We start from the raw sequence: 20,558 nt of genomic DNA on the forward strand, positions 1-20,558 counted from the left end.
CACTTCATATCGGGCCAAATATAAAATTTCTTACTTGCACTAATATGAAATCTAAAACTTTAGCAGGAGAAGTCATCTCGGGAAATATAATATAGACAACAGCTGCCGCCCAACCAATCATCGCGATGGTTGCAAAGGCAGCTTTTTCTTTCCTGTCATTCGACTTCATTTTAGGCCATTGATAAAGGAACAGCAGCACGACAACTACCGTTACACTGCCTATGTATACCCCTTTCATGTTCCTCACCTCTTTATGAAGCATCAATTTGAAGCTTTACTGTGGAGCGCTGCCTCGACCTGTTCGCAAAACCTCCGCTTCAATATCAAATGTGACCTCAACCGTTGCAAATCTTTCTTCCCAATCTGCCTTTTCCTTCTTCCACTTTTCAGGATACTTCCGCCGAAATTCATCGGCAAAGCCAACAATATCTGCCTTCAGCTCTTTTTGTACGATTTCAAGAGTATCTGTCAGCCGCTGTTCTATTTTTTGTGCTAAAGCGGCTTCCAGCATCTGAAGCTTCTCCAGCTCCTTTAAGTTCCAGTCCGTTTGGTTTTGAATGACATCATCTATCATTTCTATCTTAACCGTCATTTTAAGCCGATGACCGTCCATTTCCGGAATTAACACAGTTCTGCCTTTGAGAATATCCATCGATATGTAACCGTCTGCTTCCTCAGGCTTTACCGTGACGATTGACTCTTTAATCTCATTTCGAAACCAAAGCACGCCTCTAGTTAGCTGATCATTAATAGAGCCAATCATTTTCCCTTGTTTTAACACAGCGGAACGATTAATGTAGGAAACCGTTTCTAATACGGCCTTGCCTTGTTCTCGAGGAGATTTTGCAACCATTGGCAGCACCGAAGTCCCTGATTCCCCCTTCAGCATTTCCATTAAATCGAATAGTGTCACCTTCATTAGCACTTCAGATTCAGCTAATTTAATAAGCACCTCGGATGAGCTCCTTTCCAGAGACGGTCGCAACGCAATAATCTCCTTCGCCTTCCCATCGCTAATAAATATGTAGCTTCTCAAGCGCGGCTCAGGATGTCGAACGAAGAAGTCCAATTCATCGCGAATGCCCGTCTCGGCAAATGCCTTGCTGATCACAATCGCCTCCGCATGACTCCACAGCATTTGCCGTGAAAGCTTCTCATCAAGATCCTCCATCGCATCTGCCAAGGATACTCCTTTTCCTGTTTGCAGAATCGTTTTGTTTTTTCCTCCGCCACTGTCTCCTCCCATTTCACTTCGATTGCCGCTGCCGCCAGGAGAGTGGATTTCAACTGTAAGCTCGATTAGCCCTTCTTCCGTTTTATCCAGTGCCACTCCGGTTATGATGGCAAGATCATTCGTCTCTCTGCGATCCCAGCAGCCCGTCAGCAGCATAATAGCCATACAAATGAAACAAATAGCGATTGACCGCTTCACTTTTCGCTCTCTCCTTTATGCCTCACGATCAGTTTTCGGATATACGCTGCCAAGAGGAGAAGCATCGGGATCGCAAGTCCATACACTAAAGTATCCATAAATCCTTTGGAGACAATTTCAAAATGCTCGGCAGCCTCAGAGGAATTAAGGAATGCCTTCAAGGAAAATACTCCGATTACAAGGCCAAGCGGCAATACGAGCGGACGATAATCTGAAAGATTAAGCCACTCGGCAGTTCCCAGCACAACCGTATAGTAAAAGGCGCAAAGCTTAATAAAGGTCCCGGCAATCCAGATCGCCATGACGAGTGATTCAAGATGTGACAAAAATTCGGCAATGCTAATATATCTGGAAGCGCTCATAAATGGCGCGTTAAAGTTCTCTGTCACATTTCCAAATATCCAGATGACAACAATATTGGTCAATACGAGCGTCAGCATGACGACGAGTACCGAGAGCATGCCGAATTTCATCGCTTTTTCCCGGTTTGTTAAAAACGGGAGAAAAAAATAGACGATACCGAATTGAGCAAACCACGTATATAACACCAATGAGCCCTTTAGTGAAGGCATCATCCCGTTTTCCATAATAGGAAGCATTCGTTTTATTTCGATATCCGGCAGCAGCAAAACGATAATAACGAGAAATAGCAAGAAAAAAATCGGGAAAACCATCCCGGCAAGCCTTCCTACGACCTCAAGCCCTCCATGCACAGCAGAGGCGCATAACAGAATCATCATTCCGATGATTACGAATTTCGGAGTATGCGGCAGAAATTCACTAACGACAAATTCTCCATACTGCCAAAACATTACACTAAGCGAAGTAACAAGCATTAACAGCAAAATCAAGCCAAGCGTCTTACCTAAAAAGGTGCCGAGAATACGCTGGCTGTATTGGATAATCGTATCCTCGGGATATAGCTTGTTAAGCTTGTACGCAATAAATATACATAGAAATCCTACAGGTGAAGCCCAAATAGGAGAGAGCCAAATATCCTGCTTTGCAGCATCATAGACTGAAGCTGGAATAAATAGTATTCCTGTGGCCAAAATAGCGTGATACATTAATATTCCCATCTGCAAGGCAGATATTTTTCCTTTTTCGATCATTGATCTCACCTCAGCTTCACTCCTCCCCTCCCTTATCGAAATCCGGCTTCTGATCCGCGGCTTGCCGATATTCATTATAGTCGCCTGTAAAATGGGGACGCGTATTTAATTTCCATAACGGGGCACGAATGAGCGTATCCTTCATATCCTTTCCTTTCATCGGCGCTATTGGAGTAAGGTAAGGAACGCCAAAGGAACGCAGCGTGCTCAAATGGGTCATAATCGCCAATAGACCTGTCATGATGCCAACAAGTCCAAATGTACCGGCAAGCAGCATAATCGGAAAACGCAGCATCCTGATCGGGATCGCAAGATTGTAGCGTGGAACGGTAAACGATGCGATACCAGTAATCGCCACGACCATGACCATATGATCTGAAACGAGGCCTGCGTCAACAGCCGCTTGACCAATAACTAATGCTCCGACAATACTGACGGCAGCACCTACTTGTTTGGGAAGTCTAAGTCCCGCTTCCCGCAAGCCTTCAAATGTAATCTCCATGAGCAAGGCTTCTATCAGTGCTGGAAACGGCACGACCTCGCGCGAATCTATCATCGTCAGCAGCAGGGTGGTTGGCACCATCTCTTGATGGTAAGTAATAATCGCAACATATAAAGACGGCAGCAAAAGCGAAATCAAGCAAAATAAGTAGCGCAGCCAGCGTGTTGCCGTAGAGATCATAAAATTATGGTAGTGATCCTCTGCGGATTGAAATAAGGCAAAAAACGTCGTCGGAGCAATTAACGCAAACGGCGTTCCGTCTATAATGAGCACGACGCGTCCTTCAAGCAAGCTGGACACAGCCGTATCTGGCCGTTCTGTAATAAGCACTTGCGGAAAAGGCGAGTAGGAATGATCCTGAATCAGTTCTTCAATATAGCCCGATTCCAATATGCCATCAATATCAATCCGGCTAAGACGCTGAGTCATTTCCTCAAGCAGCGTTTCATTTGCCAAATCTTCAATGTAAGCCAGAATGATCGTCGTTTGCGTATAGCGTCCCAGCTTCAACGATTTCATTTTTAGTTGTGGACTTCTAATCTTTCTTCTGAGCAAGGAGGTGTTGACCTCTACCGTTTCGGTAAAGCCTTCACGCGGGCCTCTGACCACCAATTCACCTGTCGGCTCTTCAATCGAACGCTTCTCCCATTTGGCTAGTCCTAGCGCATAGCCTTGTTGCTCATTTTCCAGCAGCAAAATCGGGTTCCCAATCGAGAGCTGCTCGATGCAGGCATTAAAGGATTCAAGCTTCGTTACCTCAGCAACAGACAGCTTCTGCTCTATTAAGCTTTTAGCATTTATTGCGCTATATTCAGCATTATTCATAAGCGGAGTTAAAACATTGCTGTCCATTTCTTCAATATTTGCCATACCTTTTATGTAAATGAGCTGCGCTTTAGTCTTGCCAGCAATTAAAAATGAGCGAAAAACAACATCCGAGCAATCGTCATAAAGCATATGCAGCATTTCCAGGTTTTGCTCCAGATCAGAATATAAAGGCTTGAGATGCTGGGCATCATTGTGCTGATCTCTATTATTCTTTTTGAGCTTGACTCTTTTTCGATAAAACACGCGCATCCCACTTCCTCATTTGGTATAAGGATATACATGCATTTCTGCTAAAGTATAAGTAGTATCCCATTGCCAGCTAAAAATATACCATTATTGGAAGGATCATCTCATGCCTGGAAACCGTGCAGCTCTCTGCCCAACCAATGGCATAATAAAAAGGCATGGGCTCGATACCTGATCGAGTCCATGCCTGCATGAAATGGTTACTTTATGAACAATTCTATACTATGCCGAGATGCCGAGCTTGCAGCTACGCGCTGTGGAAGTTAGTGCCGTCAGTTGTCGCTTTAATATAGCCGGCACGGATAACAAAGTCTCCAAAATGCTCGCCTTTTTTGCGATCTTTCGCGTAATGCTCAATGATCGGCTCCAGCGTCGCAATAATTTCCTCTTCGCCAATGTTTTCTTTATACATTTTGTTCAGACGCTCACCCGCAAAGCCCGCACCCAAATACATATTGTACTTGCCGGGCGATTTACCGATAAAGGAAATTTCGCCTAATGCAGGACGTGCGCAGCCGTTCGGGCAGCCCGTCATGCGCACGTTGATTTCACTGTCGCGCAAACCATATTTCTCCAAAATCGGCTCCAGCTTGTCAAGCAGCGTTGGCAAGTAGCGCTCTGCCTCAGCCATTGCAAGACCGCAGGTCGGCAGCGCTACACAGGACAGCGCATTGCGGCGCAAGCCTGACAGCTCTTCTCCGATTGAAATGTTATACTTTTTCAGCAGCTTGTTGATCGCTGCTTTTTGCTTGGCAGGGATATTGCCGATCATCACATTTTGGTTAGCCGTTAAACGGAAATCTCCCTTTAACACTTTGGCAATTTCACGCAAGCCGGTCATGAGCTGCTCTTGCTCAGTGTCAGCGATCCGTCCGCTGCGCACAAACAGCGTCACGTTCCATGTGCCGTCATAGTTTTTCGCCCAGCCATAACGGTCGCCAGAGCTTTCAAAGGCAAATTCACGCGCTGGCGCCAGCTCCCAGCCCAAACGATCCTGCAGCTCTTCCTTAAACCAATCGAGCCCATGACGGTCAATCGTATATTTGAAGCGCGCGTTTTTACGGACAGAACGGTTGCCGTAATCACGCTGAATCGTAACGACCTTTTCAGCCAGCTCAAGCGTTTTGTCCGGCGTAATAAAGCCGATCACTTTGCCGAGCTGCGGATACGTATTCGTGTCGCCGTGGGTCATCCCCATGCCGCCGCCTACTGTCACATTGAAGCCAACAAGCTGATCCTTCTCGACAACGGCAATAAAGCCCAAATCCTGCGAGTATACATCAATATCATTAGAAGGCGGAACCGCGATTCCGATTTTAAATTTACGCGGCAAATAGACATGCCCATAAATCGGCTCTACCGGATCAGCCGGCTCGCTATATGGCTTATACGGATTTTCCAGCTTCTCTCCATCCAGCCAAATCTCATGATAAGCCGGCGTACGCGGCGCCAAATGCTTGGTCAGCTCCTTCGACCAGTGATATACCTCCTCATGCACCTTTGATTGCAAAGGATTAGGATTGCACATCACGTTGCGGCTAACGTCGCCGCATGCTGCCAACGTTGTCAGCAGTGTATCGTTAATGCCTTTGATTGTTTGCTTCAGATTCCATTTCAGCACGCCGTGCAATTGAAACGCTTGGCGAGTTGTTACCCGAATGGTGCCGTTGCCGTATTTTTGCGCAAGCTCGTCAATAACAAGCCATTGCTCCGGCGTAGCGACACCACCAGGCGTAACGACGCGCAGCATAAACTGGAATGCAGGCTCCAGCTTTTGCTTCTCGCGCTCCTTGCGCAAATCGCGGTCATCCTGCATATAGCTGCCGTGGAATTTCAACAGGCGATTGTCCAGCTCAGACAACCCGCCCGTAACGCGGTTATGCAATTGCTCGGCAAGCGAGCCGCGCAAATAATTACTTGCTACCTTCAAATCTTCAACATCACTCGGTTTTCCGCCGATTGGCTCAACCTTCTTTTTGCTTGTCATCGCCAAACCCCTCCCATAGCTCCGTCGATCCTGTCCTGCTATGCTAATGTAAATCCTCTATCTGAACTGGCAGCAGCACCATCAGCCATACGATTAATAAACATCTCGCTGATAGCGGCCAGCGTCCTGCAATTCATTCAAGTAAGCCGCAGCTGCTTCCTCGCTTACATTGCGCTGCTCCTTCACAATTTGCAGCAATGCCTTGTGCACATCATGCGCCATATGCTTCTCATCGCCGCAAATATAGATGTGCGCGCCTTCCTCCAGCCATGCGTAAAGCTCAGCGGCATGCTCCAGCAAGCGATGCTGAACGTATACCTTCTGCTCTGTATCGCGCGAGAACGCAACCTCAAGCTTGGTCAATACGCCATCATTCAGCATGCGCTGCCAGTCCGTCTGGTACAGGAAGTCCGTCACATAGTGGCGATCTCCGAAGAACAGCCAGGACTTGCCGCTAGCTCCCGCTTCCTCGCGCTCCTCCATAAAGGCGCGGAAAGGTGCAACCCCGGTGCCCGGTCCAACCATAATAATTGGCGTTTCGTCACTTGCTGGCAGCTTGAAGTTCGGATTGGACTGTACAAAAACAGATACTTTATCGCCAACCTCAAGGCGCTCGGATACATAAACAGAGCAAACGCCGTTGCGCTCGCGTCCATGCGACTCATACTGCACCTTGCGAATCGTCAGATGCACCTCATCCGGATGCGCCTTGATGCTGCTCGCAATCGAATAAAGTCTGGCAGGAATTTTGCGCAGCACATTTACAACATCACTCGGCTGCCATGTAAATGGACCGTAATCATTGAGCAAATCTAGCAAATCGCGCCCTTTAGCGTACTCTCTTAATTTGGCGCTATCAGTCAGCAGCTGATTAAACTGCTCATTTTTCGAGAAAGGCGCAAACTTTTCCAGCAGCGTTTTGGAAAGCACCGTAATCTCGTACTGCGTCGTCAGCGCTTCTTCAATCGTCAGCACATCGCCTTCCTTGGTCGTCACCTGCTCGCTTGCCTTCCAGCCAAGCGTCTCGATCAGCTCTGCAACGAGCTGCGGATCGTTATGCGGCACAATGCCTAGCGCATCACCCGGCTCATAAGCAATGCCTGAGCCTTCCAGCGACAGCTCAAGATGGCGTGTCTCACGATCGGAGCCTCTGCCATTCAGATTAATGCTTTCTATTACTTCAGCCTGAAAAGGCTTATTGCGTGTATAAACAACTGCTGCTGAAGGCGCTTCAGTAGTCGCTGCGGCAGCCGCTGCTGCCGCTTGCAGCGGTTGAGCTGCAGCTGCGCTTGCACTGCTCAGCTTGTCAGCAACAGCTTGAATCCAGCCGCTCGCCGCTTCTTCATAATCCACATCACAATCGACTCGCCCGACGAGCCGTTCTGCGCCAAGCTCTTCAAGGCGCTGGTCAAAATCCTGACCAGTTTTGCAGAAAAACTCATAAGAAGTATCACCGAGAGCCAATACGGAATATTTCAAATGCTTCAGCTCAGGTGCACGTTTGCCATGTAAAAATTCATAGAAGGATATCGCATTATCAGGCGGATCTCCTTCACCGTGCGTGCTGACAAGCACAAAAAGATGCACAGCCTTTTTCAGCTCGTTCGTTTTGAACTTGTTCATTGCAGACAGCGTGACATCAAAGCCATCCGCCTTCAATCGATCAGCCAAACGACCAGCCAGACGCTGTGCATTGCCTGTTTGCGAGCCAAACAAAATCGTGGCTTCCTTCGGCACTTGAACTGCTGCTACGTTAGGAACTGCTGCTATACCAGAAACTGTAGCGATACCAGAATTTGCTCCTATTGCTTGCTCAGCGACAGGCAAAGCCTGCAGCGTCGCCCCTTGCGTATTCTCGTTGCGGTAAAAAGCTAAATATCCGCTCAACCAATGAATTTGTGCTTCTGTCAACGTTGGCAGTAGCGCATTTAAATGCTGCAGCTGCTCCTCCGAGAACGGACTATTCGTTACTAATAATTGCAAACTATACACCCCGCATGCATTATGAATTAATTCCTATCATATTACTCTGATTTAGTCTATCATTAAAATTACCATATTGCTTGCGAGGGGTCAACGCAGTTTGTTATAAGAATTATTGAAGGTATTTGTTTATAATCCTTATAGAGGTTGTTTAAAAATCGGACTTTGATGACGAGGCAGCTTCTCTGTAGCTTATTCGACGGCGAATCTTGAACGCTAGCGAAAACTGCGGTGCTCACGTAGGTCTATCTACGCTGCGCTCCTCGTTTTCTACTAGCGTCCAAGCTTCTTGGTCCTGAAAGCCCTATTTTTAAACTTCGATTTGAAGTGGATGTTTAATAACAGGACTTTGATGACGAGGTAACTCTCTGTAGCCGATTCGGCGGCGAATATGTCACGCTACCGAAGGCTCCGGTGCTCACGTAGGTCTTATCTACGCTGCGCTCCTCGCCTTCTAGTATCGTGCCATCTTCTTGGTCCTGAAAGCCCTATTTTTAAACTCTCATTGGAAGTGGTTGTTTAAAAATAGGACTTTGATTGGAGGTGAGGAGGGTTTTATGAAGGTTAGGTTAAGTGAATTTAGTGAGGATTGGGTTAGGCTTTTTCATGAGGAAGCTCATTTTCTGAAAACTATATTTATGATGTTGCTGGAGAATGGGGCATCCCAGGAAGAAGATTATTCCGCAAAGGTGGAGAGAACAGAACTCACCACATCCATTTCTATGAAATTAATAACCCCGTTTGTGATGGAAATGGAGCAACTTGCACTTGCCTGGTTTAGAAAATAGATTAACGTGAGATTTAAAGAAGCTGGGTAACGGTGGATTTTAACATAGCCAAAACTTTTATATGGATTTACAGGGGAGGATTATTTTGAAGATCAACAGCGTTGCTTTCAATTTTACTGTTGCGATTATGCTAGTTATTTTTCATGTTATAAGCTATAGGTTAAGCCCTATGTTTCTGCACATATCAAGAGGGTTAATTGCTGTCTTTTTGCTTTATTTAATATTTTTTGTTAAGAAAACGAACAAGGGCGGTAAGAAGTAGTTTGCTGGCTTGATTCAAGCATTGTAGTAAGCCAAAAAACAGCTTGCCTAAATCATTTAAGTGATCGTTCCATCACTTTTATTGTTCAGACAAGCTGTTGTTTATTGACCTGCTTTATTACGTTATGCAAAATCAATCTTCAGCTCACGAATGCATTCTGGCGAGTCGTACATATCATTATGTACCTCGTTCGTTACAGGGTAGGCGCGAAGCTGATAGCCTTCCAGTCTTGGCAAATGCATTTGCAAAAATTCGTAGTTGCGCTCCTTCGGATTAAGCCAGGCTTCTATCCCTTCCTCATCCAGCACAATTGGCAATGTCGACTGCCAATCTGACATATGTCCTACATTTTCCTCGGTTAGCATCGTAAAAACATGATACTCCTTCCCTTGCGCATTGCGAAAGCGATCAAAGATGCCAGCGATGCCAAACAGTGGCTTGCCAGTCATGACGATGTGCATCGCTCGTGGATCTCGCTCCTGACCGATTTGCTTTGCGCCATAGAAGCCTGTGCACGGAATGATGCAGCGGTTGCGTTGAGCCAGCTCCAGCAAAAATGGCTTGCGTCGAATATCCGCCTTGGTCGTATTGATCGAATCTTTAGCCCAGAATGGAAACATGCCCCATCTCGCTTCGTGCACAATCCGCTGCTGATGACGATCATTCATCACAATTGAAATATGCGAGGTTGGCGCAACATTAAACCGCTGATTGGTCGACTGGATGACCTTGCGAGCCTTGAACTGCTCTACAATATCGGATACATCCGCCTTTAACGAAAACCGTTCGATCATAAAAATACCTCCTATACTATTCAGCAACTGAGTCATTCCAGTTTCTGTAGCACGGAGGTAAATTATGCATCTAGTGGGTAAATTTTTTGCGATAGCGCAAAGGAGACAGGCCAACCTGATTGGCGAATAGTCGCGAGAAGTGTGCGGTCTGCTTAAACCCTGTTTCCAGCGCAATTTGCGAAATCGGCCAGTCCGTCTTTATGAGCAGCAGCTTCGCCTGATCAATGCGATAGTAAAGCAAATATTGCTGCGGCGTGCAGTCAAATACTTCACTCATACTGCGCGTAATGTAATTAATGTGCAGCTCCAGCGCCTCGCTCAGCATTTGATTGTTGATCGACTGGCTAAAGTTGCGCTTAAGAAATGCGGCTGCTTTCTCGGCAACAACAACGGAAGCCTTCGCAGTATCGCTTCTCCAGCCCTCATCGAGCATTTGCAGCAAATGGAGAAACCGCTGCTGACGATTCCAGAACGCACCATGCGAGCTGCTTCTAGCCGCCTCGTGCAGCGCTTCAAGCATATGCTTCATCTCCTTGGTCGCCTGCAGCTTAAGATGCTTCGGCACGCGCAACGCATAGGTATAGTAGTCGCCGCGCAGCGTTCCCTGGTCACAGCTTTCGATTTCCTCCCATGGACCAGCAGTTTGAAAATGAATCCAATCGAAGGTTGTACGAGCCTTGCAGGGCGCGTAGGAATAATGCCAGGCATCCGGTCGAAGGATGAGCACCTCGCCTTTATTCAGCTCCCAGCGATGCTCTCCCTCGGCAAGATACAGACAGCCCTCCCGCACATAAATCATATCAAAAAGGCCAATATTGTTGCGGTTAGGATGCTCCTCGCCAATATTATAGGTATGAGAGTTTGATTCTATAAAATAAGGAAACGGCGGTGACTTGAATGTAAGCAATAAAGATGATTCCAACATGTTCTCTCCTCAGGCATTGTTCTTACTTATTTATCGAAAAAGGCTTAGCTTCAGCTTGATAACCAATTCATTTCCTTGTGTATATAGACGATCAATCACGATTAAAGTTTCATCTGCATCATAGATCGGAAATGTAATTTCATTCAGCCATGAAACAGGCAATGTAAGGCCCTTTACCTTTAAGCCGACAGGCTGCAGTTTGAGCTCGGGATCATGCCAGGTTACGACATAGCTGGCATGCAGCTCGGCTGGTACGCGGTCTGCGAGCAGCACATTGAGATCAGCATATAAAATATTGTCCTGCAGTGTAAAATGCGCTCCTTCAATCGTCAGCTGCTTATGCGGCTGCCTGTTCATATTTGCTTTCAAAAGCGCGTTGATGTCAGATTCAGTCAGCACGAGGTCTGTACTTAAATTGCGTACCATCCCCAACAGCTTGTCCTCTAGCTTAATCGGCGTATAATCCATCGTCAACTGCTTGCTCGGTGCGATATAAATGATTAGTCCACCAATCAGCAGAGCAAGCACGAGCACGAACGATAGCGGAAGCAAAACCCATCTTTTTTTCATAAAATCTCTCCTAAACTGGTGATCTCTTCAATGATATACTATTATTAATATGTAGCGATAGATATTAAAACAAGAAAAGGATAGATGCAGTCTATGAACAATGGAGAAGACCAGGTAAAGGTAAGCCTTGAAGAAATCGTACAAGCTCATATGCATTTAAAAGACGTCATATCCCATACTCCCTTGCAATACAATCGCGTCCTATCTGAACGATACGGCGCTAATGTCTATCTTAAACGCGAGGACTTGCAAATCGTTCGCTCCTTCAAAATTCGTGGAGCTTATCATATGATACGTTCACTGTCGGAAAACGGTCCACTTTCTGGCGTTATATGCGCCAGCGCTGGAAACCACGCTCAGGGCGTTGCCTATTCCTGTCAGGCGCTCGGCATCCCGGGAAAAATTTTTATGCCTAGCACGACTCCTAATCAAAAGGTGAAGCAGGTGCAGTTTTTTGGCGGCTCTTCCGTCGAGATTATACTAAAAGGCGATACTTTTGACGATGCTTATAATGAGGCGATTGCTGAAAGCGAAGCAAGCGGCTATACGTTTGTTCATCCTTTTGACGACCGCATGATTATTGCTGGAAACGGAACAGTTGGCTTAGAAATATTAAACGATATTGAGCAGGCTCCGCAATATATTTTTGTAACTGTAGGCGGTGGCGGGCTCGCTGCCGGTGTTAGCTCCTATGTGAAAAGCATCGCTCCTCAAACCGCCGTTATAGGCGTGGAGCCCGAAGGCGCTGCCTCGCTGCGCTACTCGCTGGATCATGATCAAGTGCTAACCTTGCCGCAAATTGATAAGTTCGTAGACGGTGCAGCTGTAAAACGAGTAGGTGAGCAAACCTTTGCGATATGCAAGGAGCTGCTTGACGACGTCATTCATGTCAACGAAGGACAAGTATGCACCACGATGCTTGATCTCTACAATGAAAATGCTATTGTCGCAGAGCCAGCTGGCGCGCTGCCGATTGCAGCGCTCGAGCAGTACCGCGAGCATATTCAAGGCAAAACCGTTGTTTGCGTCGTAAGCGGCGGCAACAACGATGTGGATCGGATGCAGGAAATTAAAGAACGTTCCTTAATCTATGAAGGCTACAAGCATTACTTTATGGTCAGCTTCCCGCAGCGCGCTGGCGCATTGCGCGAATTTCTCGTCCAGGTGCTGGGGCCAAATGATGATATCACCCGCTTCGAATATGTAAAAAAATCAAACAAAGAAAACGGCCCGGCGCTCGTCGGCATCGAGCTCAAATACCGCGAGGATTATGCAGCGCTAATTGAGCGAATGAACAGCAGAGGGTATCCGGTTGTTGAGTTAAACAAAGATCCAGTACTATTCAACATCCTCATCTGAGATGTAGTTCTAAAAGCACGACTTTGATGACGAGGTAATTGCATTGGAGTGGATTCGACGGCGAATATGAAACGCTACCGAAAACTGCGGTGCTCACGTAGCTTTTTGCCTACGCTGCGCTCCTCGTTTTCTAGTATCGTCTCATCTTCTTGGTCCTGAAAGCCGAACTTTTAGAACCTTATTGGAAGGTGGTTTAAAAAGTTGGACTTTGATGACGAGGTAATTGCATTGGAGTGGATTCGACGGCGAATATGTCACGCTACCGAAGGCTCCGGTGCTCACGTAGCTTCTGCCTACGCTGCGCTCCTCGCCTTCTAGTATCGTGCCATCTTCTTGGTCCTGAAAGCCCAATTTTTAAACTTCTATTTGGAAGTGGTGGTTTAAAAAGTTGGACTTTGATGACGAGGTAATTGCATTGGAGTGGATTCGACGGCGAATATGTCACGCTACCGAAGGCTCCGGTGCTCACGTAGTAAGTGCCTACGCTGCGCTCCTCGCATTCTAGTATCGTCTCATCTTCTTGGTCCTGAAAGCCCAATTTTTAAACTTCTATTGGAAGAGGTAGTTCTAAAAGCACGACTTTGATGACGAGGTAGTTCGTTGGAGTGGATTCGACGGCGAATCTTGAACGCTAGCGAAGGCATATGCTTCCGAAGTATGTTTCCGGTGGAAACATTGGAGGTGCTCACAAAGCTTTTTGCCTACGCTTCGCTCCTTGTTTTCTACTAGCGTCCAAGCTTCTTGGTCCTGCACTCAAAAAAAGCTACAGCGAAGGAGCAAAGCATCCGAAAAACGAAGTGGGTTGCCTTTAACATCGTAATGCTACCATTAAATTTCAAATAAGAGCATTACGATTTAAAAAGCGACTGGAGAGTGCTTTACTCCGGAGCGCTGAGGATGCTTTACTCCGCAGCGCTGCATTATAAATTTAAAGAGATAAGGAACGGAGAGAATACTGCATGTCATTAGAGCAAATCGAACAGTTTTTGAAAGACTTATCCAGCCTGGGGCCGCTGCCGGGTATCCTTGTTCCGCTGCTCGAAGCGTTTTTGCCCTTTTTGCCATTAATCGTTATTATTGCAGCAAATGTTAACATTTACGGCTTTGGCTTTGGTATTTTATTTTCATGGATAGGAATTGTGGTAGGAGCAACGGCAATCTTTGGCTTGTGCAGAAAATACGGACACAGGCTGCGTGATCGTCTGCAAAAGCGCTATGCTACGGTCGAAAAAATATTTGGCTGGATTGAGAGCAGAGGCTTTACACCTTTGTTTCTATTATCCTGCTTCCCTTTTACTCCTTCAGTACTAATTACATTGGTATCAGCTTTAAGCAAGCTGCCTTTCCGCTCCTTCCTGGTAGCTGTCGCGCTAGGTAAAGCCGTAATGGTGCTGTTTATCGCATTGCTCAGCTTCGATATTACGAATCTCTTTTCAGAGCCTTGGCGTATTGTTGCTTCTGTTGCAGGGATTGCCATATTGTGGCTAGGCGGAAAAAAGTTGGAGCAGCGCTACAATAAGTAATTGAATTAGTAATAAATCGTAGATAAGGTGTTGCGGCATGTCTAAAAATGATCATATGCTGGCCATTCTATGGCTACTAGCATCGGGCAAGAAATTAACGGCAAAGCAGCTCGCTGAAAAGCTCGAGGTGAATGTTAGAAGCATTTACCGCTATATCGACTCTTTGTGCCTTAGCGGTGTGCCGATTATTGCCGACTCAGGGCATAATGGCGGCTACAGCTTGCAAGGGAATTTTGTCAAGGCGCCGCTCACCTTTGATCTGGAGGAGCAAAAGGCGCTCGTTCATGCAGCAACCTTTGCCAAAGAAGCGGGCTACCCTTTCAATGACGCGCTGCAGCGGGCAATAGACAAGCTCGCGCTTTACAGCAATCCGGAACAGGCCAATTTGCTCGATCATCATTCAGGAGGCCTGGACGTGATTAGTCGCGCGACTTCTCCTGATGTACAAAAACGATTGGCTGAGCTTGAGCTGGCGGTAGCGAATGAACGCTCGGTGGAAATTGAGTACCAGAAGCCGCAAACAGACCATGCTCAAAAACGAACAATTGATCCTTACAGCATCATTTATTGGAATAATAAATGGTATATGGTTGGCTATTGCAAGCTGCGGGAAGAGATACGCAGCTTTCGATTGGAACGAATCGTAAGTATAACTCCGACACAGACATCCTTTAAGCGTCCTCGCGATTTTTCCGCACGTGAATTTTTCTTAAGCCGCTTGCTGTCCGAGACTGCGGACAAGGACAAGCAAGCTATGCTGCCCGTTATTATAGAAGGCAGACAAGGGGCTTTAGATGACTTGTGCATACATTGGTATCTAGGTCATTTTCTGCATGAGCGAACAGCAAACCATGCGACCTTTTTGCTTGATGAGCAATCCATTCATACTTATATTCCTTATTATTTATTATCATATGGTCGAGCGATTAAAGTAGTTCAGCCTCAGAGCCTGAAGCAAAAGCTTGTTGAAATTACGAGTAATTTACAGCGACATTATGAGAATTAGACAACTTCACTGACAGCAGCTGTCAGTGAAGCTGTTCTATAATAAGCTCAGTCCTTAGGGCTAAATCATATTTCAATAATAGGAGGAAATAGCATGAGTGAGCACATTCCAACAACAGGAGCTAATGGGACATATACAAAAAATGGGGTACCAAACGGCTTTACAACTTTAACCCCATTTATTGTAGTAAGTCAGCCTGCAGAAGCGATTCAATTTTACAAAGAGGTATTCGGTGCGGAAGTAATCGATGTAACAGAATTTACTGACGAGCAGGGCCAGAGCCTTATCGTTCACGCCGAGCTCGATTTTGGCAATGGACGACTGCAGCTCGGCGCTGCTAATCCAAGCTACAAACTAGTTTTGCCTCCTGCAGAAGACAACGCCTGCTACTCCCTGTCTATCTATGTGCCAAGCGTTGATCAAACCTTTGAGCTCGCAGTTGCAAAAGGCGCAAAAGTAAGAGAACCAATAGCTAATTTTGTTTCAGGCGATCGCTATGGAAGCATCCTCGATCCATTTGGCATCAGATGGTCCATTATGACAAGAGTCGAAGACCTGTCGCAAGAGGAAAGCAACCGCAGAGTACAAGAATGGGCAAAAAGCTTCAGCGGACAATAATACTATCATCAAAGTCCAATTTTTAAACAACCTCATTCCAATGAGAGTTTAAAAATTGGGCTTTCAGGTCCAAGAAGATGGCACGATACTAGAAGGCGAGGAGCGCAGCGTAGATAGGACCTACGTGAGCACCGGAGCCTTCGGTAGCGTGACATATTCGCCGCCGACTACGCTACGGAGAAGCCGCATCGTCATCAAAGCCCAATTTTTAAACAACCTCTAATTGAAATATTTCTCCATAGATGCTAGATTGGATAAATAGAAGCAGCACACTGCTTGTAAGCAATTAGCCATGTTTGGAGGAAATTATATGAAAATTTTACAGGAGTTCAAGGAATTTGCTGTTAAGGGCAATGTCATCGATTTGGCTGTCGGTGTTATTATCGGTGGTGCATTTGGAAAAATTGTCACCTCTCTCGTTAACGACATCATTATGCCGCCAATCGGGGCATTACTTGGCGAGGTTGATTTCAAAGAGTTAAAAATCCCCCTCATCCCTACAGAAGGGATGACCCCGGAAAAGCTTGCTGAAGCGCCTGCAATTCTTTACGGCTCATTCATCAATACAGTATTGGACTTCCTAATCGTTGCGCTTTGTATCTTCTTCATGGTGAAAGGCATTAATCACTTGAGACGATTGACGGAAAAGGAAAAGGTAGAGGAAGCAGCGCCAGAGCCTACGGAAAAGGAATGCCCTTATTGCTTGTCTCAGGTTCCTGTTAAGGCAACTCGCTGCAAGCATTGTACATCTCAGCTGGCTGAAGGCAAGCTTTCATGAGCAGCAGCGAATGGTTCGACATTTATGATGAGGAGCTTCGTCCTCTCGGACAAGCTACTCGCGAAGAAGCGCATCGCTTAGGGCATTGGCATCGCACCTTTCATTGTTGGCTGTACGAGCTGCGCTCCGGCGTCCCCTATGTTATTTTTCAGCGGCGCCAGCATGGCAAGGATACGAACCCGCTCTGCTATGACATTACAGTAGCTGGCCATTTAAGCGCTGGCGAGCAGCTGCAGGATGCAATCAGAGAGATTGAAGAAGAGATCGGCATTACAGCCAGCTTCGAACAATTGACGCCGATTATGGATGTGAAGGAGGATGCGCGTGGTGAGGTGAACGGCAAGCCCTATTGGGACCGCGAGCTAAGCCATGTATTTGCCTTGCTTAACCCTGTTGCGATGCAGCAATGGCACCTGCAGCAGGAGGAAGTAATGGCCATCTATGCTGCTCCGCTGCTTGAGCTTAAAGCGTTGTTTACAGATCAAGTCGAGCAATTGGAAGCCTCCGGATTTCTGCTGGATGGCAATGGGGCGCTTAGACCCCACATTCAAACGATCCAGGCTGAGCAATTCGTGCCAAGAGATCGCTCGTATTATCTCGATGTCCTCGATGCGATCGAGCGTATAGTAGGTTAAGGTTAAAGCGCAAGCCTTGGAGACTAAAGCTCTCTGGCTTGCGCTTTAACCTTCATATGAATGAAATGGACTGGAGGTTGTATGATGCAGTGGATTGCTATGCTGACGATGCTAATCGATCATCTCGGCGTTGTTTTTTTCCCTGATCAGATATGGCTTCGCATAATTGGAAGAATTGCATTTCCATTGTATGCTTACCTCATCGTGATCGGCTATCAACGCACGCGCAATTATCGCAACTACCTTATTCGCCTTGGGCTGCTGGCGATTATTTCTCAGCCTGTCTACCAATGGGCCTTCGATACGACGCAGCTTAACGTCATTGTAACGCTGTTTGTTGGGCTTCTGCTATTAAAGCTGATGGATATGACGAAAAATAACAAGCCGCTGCAGCTTGCTATTGCCGCTGCCGTCCTCGTGCTTTCCTTATTTTTCTCGCTTGACTATGGCGCTTACGGCATTGCTCTAATGCTTATTTTTCGATACGTAAAAAAAGAGCAGCTGCTAATCTACCACGCCCTGCTTGAGCTTCTCTTTTTATTTGTATGGGGCATTCAATTTTTCAGCTTGATTGTAACGTATTTTATTAGCTTTCAGCCTAACAATTTGGCAAAAGCGGATCGCTTGCAGGTACCTCGCTGGCTATGGCGAAGCTTCTATCCATTGCACTTGCTCATTTTGGCACTACTCCAATATACCTTCTAAAGAGGATACTTAAAACAAGTAATTAATATATTTGTTAGAAAAATATTAGTTTAGTAAATGAATTTTAAACGTATAATTCATGTCCTTTTAAATCTTGCTGTATATACTTATAGCATAAAGATTTGGGAGGAACCTACCAATGATGAAAATCATCAAATTTAAAAATCGCTCTGTTCCTGTGTACTTCCCTTCAGATAAACTTCAAAATTATGACAAGCTAAGTGATAAGCTTCAGGAGTTGGAGTATGACTTCTCTTTCCGTAAAAAATGGAAAACTGTCAGATCTGTCGAAGTTATACGCGATGTTGCCATTTTTCAGTACAATGACGGCACAAAGCTATATTTGGAAGTTTCGTAGTTTAATAGGCAAAAGTACATTAAACGTCGAATAACCGCTAATGACTCATACCCCCTGGTCATTAGCGGTTATTCGTTTATAGCCACTTATAAATGTGTGTGCACGGCAAGCTCTGCCAGCCTCATTTCTTCAAGCTGTGCTACTGGAATTGGTCGGCTCATATAATAGCCTTGCGCAAAATTACAGCCAAGCTGAGAAATCAACGAATACTGCTCCGACGTTTCAATCCCTTCGGCTATTAATTCTACATCAAGCTCCTTGAGCATCGAAATCGTGTGCTTTACAACGGTATAATAGCTTTTGCTGCTTTCCATTTTATGAATAAACTGCTTATCGAGCTTTACGCAGCTTACAGGCATGGAGCTCAAGCTTTCCAGGCAAGCATATCCTGTGCCAAAATCATCAATGGCTATAAGAAAGCCCGCTTGCTGCAACGCCTGTACCTCTGCAATCACTTGCTCATCAACAAGCTCCATCGTGCTTTCCGTTAATTCAAATTGAATATGATTCCTTGCTATCTGATAGTGTGCAGCTTGCTTGCTAACGACATCAACAATATTGCCCAGCTTTAGCTGAACAGGCGATACATTAATCGAAATATGAAGCTCCGAGTCGCTTAATATGTGCTGGATGCGCTTCAACTGTTGGCAAGCCTCGGCAATAATCCATTCACCTAATTCCACAATCACGCCGCTTTGCTCGGCAAGTGGAATAAACTCCAGTGGACTGATTAAACCGAATTGCGGATGCAGCCAACGCACCAATGCTTCAAAACCAACTAACTCGCCGTTATCCAAACGATAAATAGGCTGAAAATCGAGACGAAACTGATTGTACTGAAGCCCATCAAATAATGTTGCCTCCAATAAAATTTCCCTATGATATTGATCCACCTGCTCGGATAGTATCATGTAGTTCCGCTTTACTCCTTTACGCTTGGCGATTTGCAGCGCATACAGGCTTTTTGCTATGTCCAGCTCATCATATGCCGCTTGGTCATTAAAGTATGAGCCTACATATAATCGAATTGGACAGCTTTCACCATCAATCATGACGCTATTGCCGATCACTTTGCGCAAAGCCTGCTCAACAAGCTCTACATCCTGCTTCATCAATTGAAAGGTTACTACAATTTTGTTCTTTCGTTCTTCAATTGATGTGATTTGCTTTCGAAAGCTCCATTGTGCATGGGTGATTTGCTCGCATATTGCAGATTGGAGCCTTTTCTGATCCAAGGCTGCCTTCAATCCTGCTTCCCATTCGATTGTCATAATTAGCACTTCGCACACCTCACCAGTTGTCATATCATGCTTGTACATATTACTATTTTGACATGATTCGGTATTAAATGTTAATAGGCTAATAAAAAAAACTGCCCTTTTATTAAAAGGACAGTTAAATGCATCATAGATTTGGAGAATACTTATATCCAAACCCCCATACCGTTTTAATCAGTTTAGGTTCTTTAGGATTTTGTTCAATTTTTTTTCTAAGATTCACAATATGTACGTCAATTGCCCGATCTGTCACAAAAGAATCAAAGCCTCTTATTGCACTAATCAACTCATCTCTACTAAAAACCTTATTGGGTGAGGTTAAAAACAATTTCATAATCTCGTACTCTGAAAACGTTGTCTCTACCGCTTGTCCTCTAACAATTAATTGTCTGCGTTCGTAATCTAACTGAATCGATTCATCTACCTCAGGCTGCAAGAAACGCGTCTCTTTGATTTCAGATGTCATTCGAATTGAGCGTCGAATTAATGCCTCCACTCTTGCCGTCAGCTCATGCATACTAAAAGGTTTACATAAATAATCATCTGCACCTGCTTTTAATGCGGATACTCTGTCAGAAACTTCGCTTTTCATAGAAAGAATCATAATAGGTATCGTAGACTTCTCTCTCACCTCGTAGCACAATGTGATACCATTCATATCTGGCAGCATGAGATCTAGTAACAGCAGATGAGGCATAAATTGATCAATAAGCTGTAAGCCTTCCTTGCCAGTAAAGGCTTGCTTCACATCGTAGCCTTCTTCTGACAAATACATAGACAGCATATCGCTCATCATAACGTCATCTTCAACAACCAACACTTTATACATCGACGTCACCCTTACGATTTGTTCACAATTTGCGCTTCTCA

At 45.6% G+C, this 20,558-nt stretch carries 19 protein-coding genes and 1 pseudogene; 9 read left to right on the plus strand and 11 right to left on the minus strand.

The features are described from left to right. Positions 1–4 precede the first annotated feature (4 nt). The 6 genes from KJS52_RS17800 to KJS52_RS17825 form a co-directional block, all read right to left on the minus strand. A complete protein-coding gene (locus KJS52_RS17800; protein ID WP_213517811.1) occupies positions 5–238 on the minus strand; it encodes a hypothetical protein in 234 nt (77 codons plus the stop codon). 36 nt (positions 239–274) lie between these two features. Beyond that, the gene (locus KJS52_RS17805) at positions 275–1,432 is read right to left on the minus strand and encodes a Ger(x)C family spore germination protein (RefSeq protein WP_281425630.1); all 1,158 of its coding nucleotides are present in this window, start codon (positions 1,430–1,432) and stop codon (positions 275–277) included. Next, positions 1,429–2,544: a GerAB/ArcD/ProY family transporter gene (locus KJS52_RS17810; protein WP_213518272.1), complete on the minus strand. Its 1,116-nt coding sequence runs from the start codon at positions 2,542–2,544 to the stop codon at positions 1,429–1,431. The genes KJS52_RS17805 and KJS52_RS17810 overlap by 4 nt, the downstream gene beginning before the upstream one ends. Positions 2,545–2,560: 16 nt before the next feature. Next, positions 2,561–4,123, minus strand: a complete 1,563-nt coding sequence (locus KJS52_RS17815) for a spore germination protein (protein WP_213517814.1) — start codon at positions 4,121–4,123, stop codon at positions 2,561–2,563. A gap of 244 nt (positions 4,124–4,367) precedes the next feature. Next, positions 4,368–6,107 carry an assimilatory sulfite reductase (NADPH) hemoprotein subunit gene (gene cysI / locus KJS52_RS17820; RefSeq protein WP_213517816.1) on the minus strand — a complete coding sequence of 580 codons (1,740 nt, stop codon included), beginning with the start codon at positions 6,105–6,107 and terminating at the stop codon, positions 4,368–4,370. A 93-nt stretch (positions 6,108–6,200) separates the two neighbouring features. Beyond that, positions 6,201–8,090 carry an assimilatory sulfite reductase (NADPH) flavoprotein subunit gene (locus KJS52_RS17825; RefSeq protein WP_213518274.1) on the minus strand — a complete coding sequence of 630 codons (1,890 nt, stop codon included), beginning with the start codon at positions 8,088–8,090 and terminating at the stop codon, positions 6,201–6,203. Between the two features lie 557 nt (positions 8,091–8,647). Between KJS52_RS17825 and KJS52_RS17830 the strand changes: the two are divergent. After that, a pseudogene (locus tag KJS52_RS17830) lies at positions 8,648–8,829 on the plus strand (GrpB family protein); the annotation flags it as partial. A gap of 433 nt (positions 8,830–9,262) precedes the next feature. Here the strand turns inward: KJS52_RS17830 and KJS52_RS17835 are convergent. From KJS52_RS17835 to KJS52_RS17845, 3 genes are all read right to left on the minus strand, one after another. After that, the gene (locus KJS52_RS17835) at positions 9,263–9,934 is read right to left on the minus strand and encodes an SOS response-associated peptidase (RefSeq protein ID WP_213517818.1); all 672 of its coding nucleotides are present in this window, start codon (positions 9,932–9,934) and stop codon (positions 9,263–9,265) included. 70 nt (positions 9,935–10,004) lie between these two features. Beyond that, positions 10,005–10,856: a helix-turn-helix transcriptional regulator gene (locus KJS52_RS17840; protein WP_213517820.1), complete on the minus strand. Its 852-nt coding sequence runs from the start codon at positions 10,854–10,856 to the stop codon at positions 10,005–10,007. Between the two features lie 33 nt (positions 10,857–10,889). Beyond that, entirely contained in the window at positions 10,890–11,429 is a 540-nt protein-coding gene (locus tag KJS52_RS17845; protein WP_213517822.1) for a hypothetical protein, read from the minus strand. Positions 11,430–11,522: 93 nt separating this feature from the next. Here KJS52_RS17845 and ilvA point away from each other — a divergent pair, with 93 nt between their 5' ends. From ilvA to KJS52_RS17885, 8 genes are all read left to right on the plus strand, one after another. Further along, the gene (gene ilvA, locus KJS52_RS17850) at positions 11,523–12,788 is read left to right on the plus strand and encodes a threonine ammonia-lyase IlvA (protein WP_213517824.1); all 1,266 of its coding nucleotides are present in this window, start codon (positions 11,523–11,525) and stop codon (positions 12,786–12,788) included. Between the two features lie 959 nt (positions 12,789–13,747). Further along, the gene (locus KJS52_RS17855; protein WP_213517826.1) at positions 13,748–14,311 is read left to right on the plus strand and encodes a TVP38/TMEM64 family protein; all 564 of its coding nucleotides are present in this window, start codon (positions 13,748–13,750) and stop codon (positions 14,309–14,311) included. Between the two features lie 37 nt (positions 14,312–14,348). Next, positions 14,349–15,317 carry a helix-turn-helix transcriptional regulator gene (locus tag KJS52_RS17860; RefSeq protein WP_213517828.1) on the plus strand — a complete coding sequence of 323 codons (969 nt, stop codon included), beginning with the start codon at positions 14,349–14,351 and terminating at the stop codon, positions 15,315–15,317. A gap of 93 nt (positions 15,318–15,410) precedes the next feature. Beyond that, positions 15,411–15,935, plus strand: coding sequence for a VOC family protein (locus KJS52_RS17865; protein ID WP_213517830.1), 525 nt, complete (start codon positions 15,411–15,413; stop codon positions 15,933–15,935). Between the two features lie 310 nt (positions 15,936–16,245). Next, positions 16,246–16,713, plus strand: coding sequence for a large-conductance mechanosensitive channel protein MscL (gene mscL, locus KJS52_RS17870; protein WP_281425631.1), 468 nt, complete (start codon positions 16,246–16,248; stop codon positions 16,711–16,713). Further along, complete coding sequence (locus KJS52_RS17875) at positions 16,710–17,348, plus strand: NUDIX hydrolase (RefSeq protein ID WP_213517832.1); 639 nt, start codon at positions 16,710–16,712, stop codon at positions 17,346–17,348. Before mscL ends, KJS52_RS17875 begins: the two co-directional genes overlap by 4 nt. A gap of 84 nt (positions 17,349–17,432) precedes the next feature. After that, positions 17,433–18,053 carry a TraX family protein gene (locus KJS52_RS17880; RefSeq protein ID WP_213517834.1) on the plus strand — a complete coding sequence of 207 codons (621 nt, stop codon included), beginning with the start codon at positions 17,433–17,435 and terminating at the stop codon, positions 18,051–18,053. A gap of 139 nt (positions 18,054–18,192) precedes the next feature. Beyond that, positions 18,193–18,411 carry a hypothetical protein gene (locus tag KJS52_RS17885; protein WP_213517835.1) on the plus strand — a complete coding sequence of 73 codons (219 nt, stop codon included), beginning with the start codon at positions 18,193–18,195 and terminating at the stop codon, positions 18,409–18,411. A gap of 86 nt (positions 18,412–18,497) precedes the next feature. On the opposite strand, the gene KJS52_RS17890 is transcribed toward KJS52_RS17885, so the two are convergent. Both KJS52_RS17890 and KJS52_RS17895 read right to left on the minus strand, forming a co-directional pair. After that, a complete protein-coding gene (locus tag KJS52_RS17890; protein ID WP_213517837.1) occupies positions 18,498–19,730 on the minus strand; it encodes a putative bifunctional diguanylate cyclase/phosphodiesterase in 1,233 nt (410 codons plus the stop codon). A gap of 85 nt (positions 19,731–19,815) precedes the next feature. Beyond that, entirely contained in the window at positions 19,816–20,517 is a 702-nt protein-coding gene (locus KJS52_RS17895) for a response regulator transcription factor (protein WP_213517839.1), read from the minus strand. Between the last annotated feature and the right edge of the window lie 41 nt (positions 20,518–20,558).

The organism is Paenibacillus montaniterrae, assembly GCF_018403185.1.
Lineage (GTDB): Bacteria > Bacillota > Bacilli > Paenibacillales > Paenibacillaceae > Pristimantibacillus > Pristimantibacillus montaniterrae.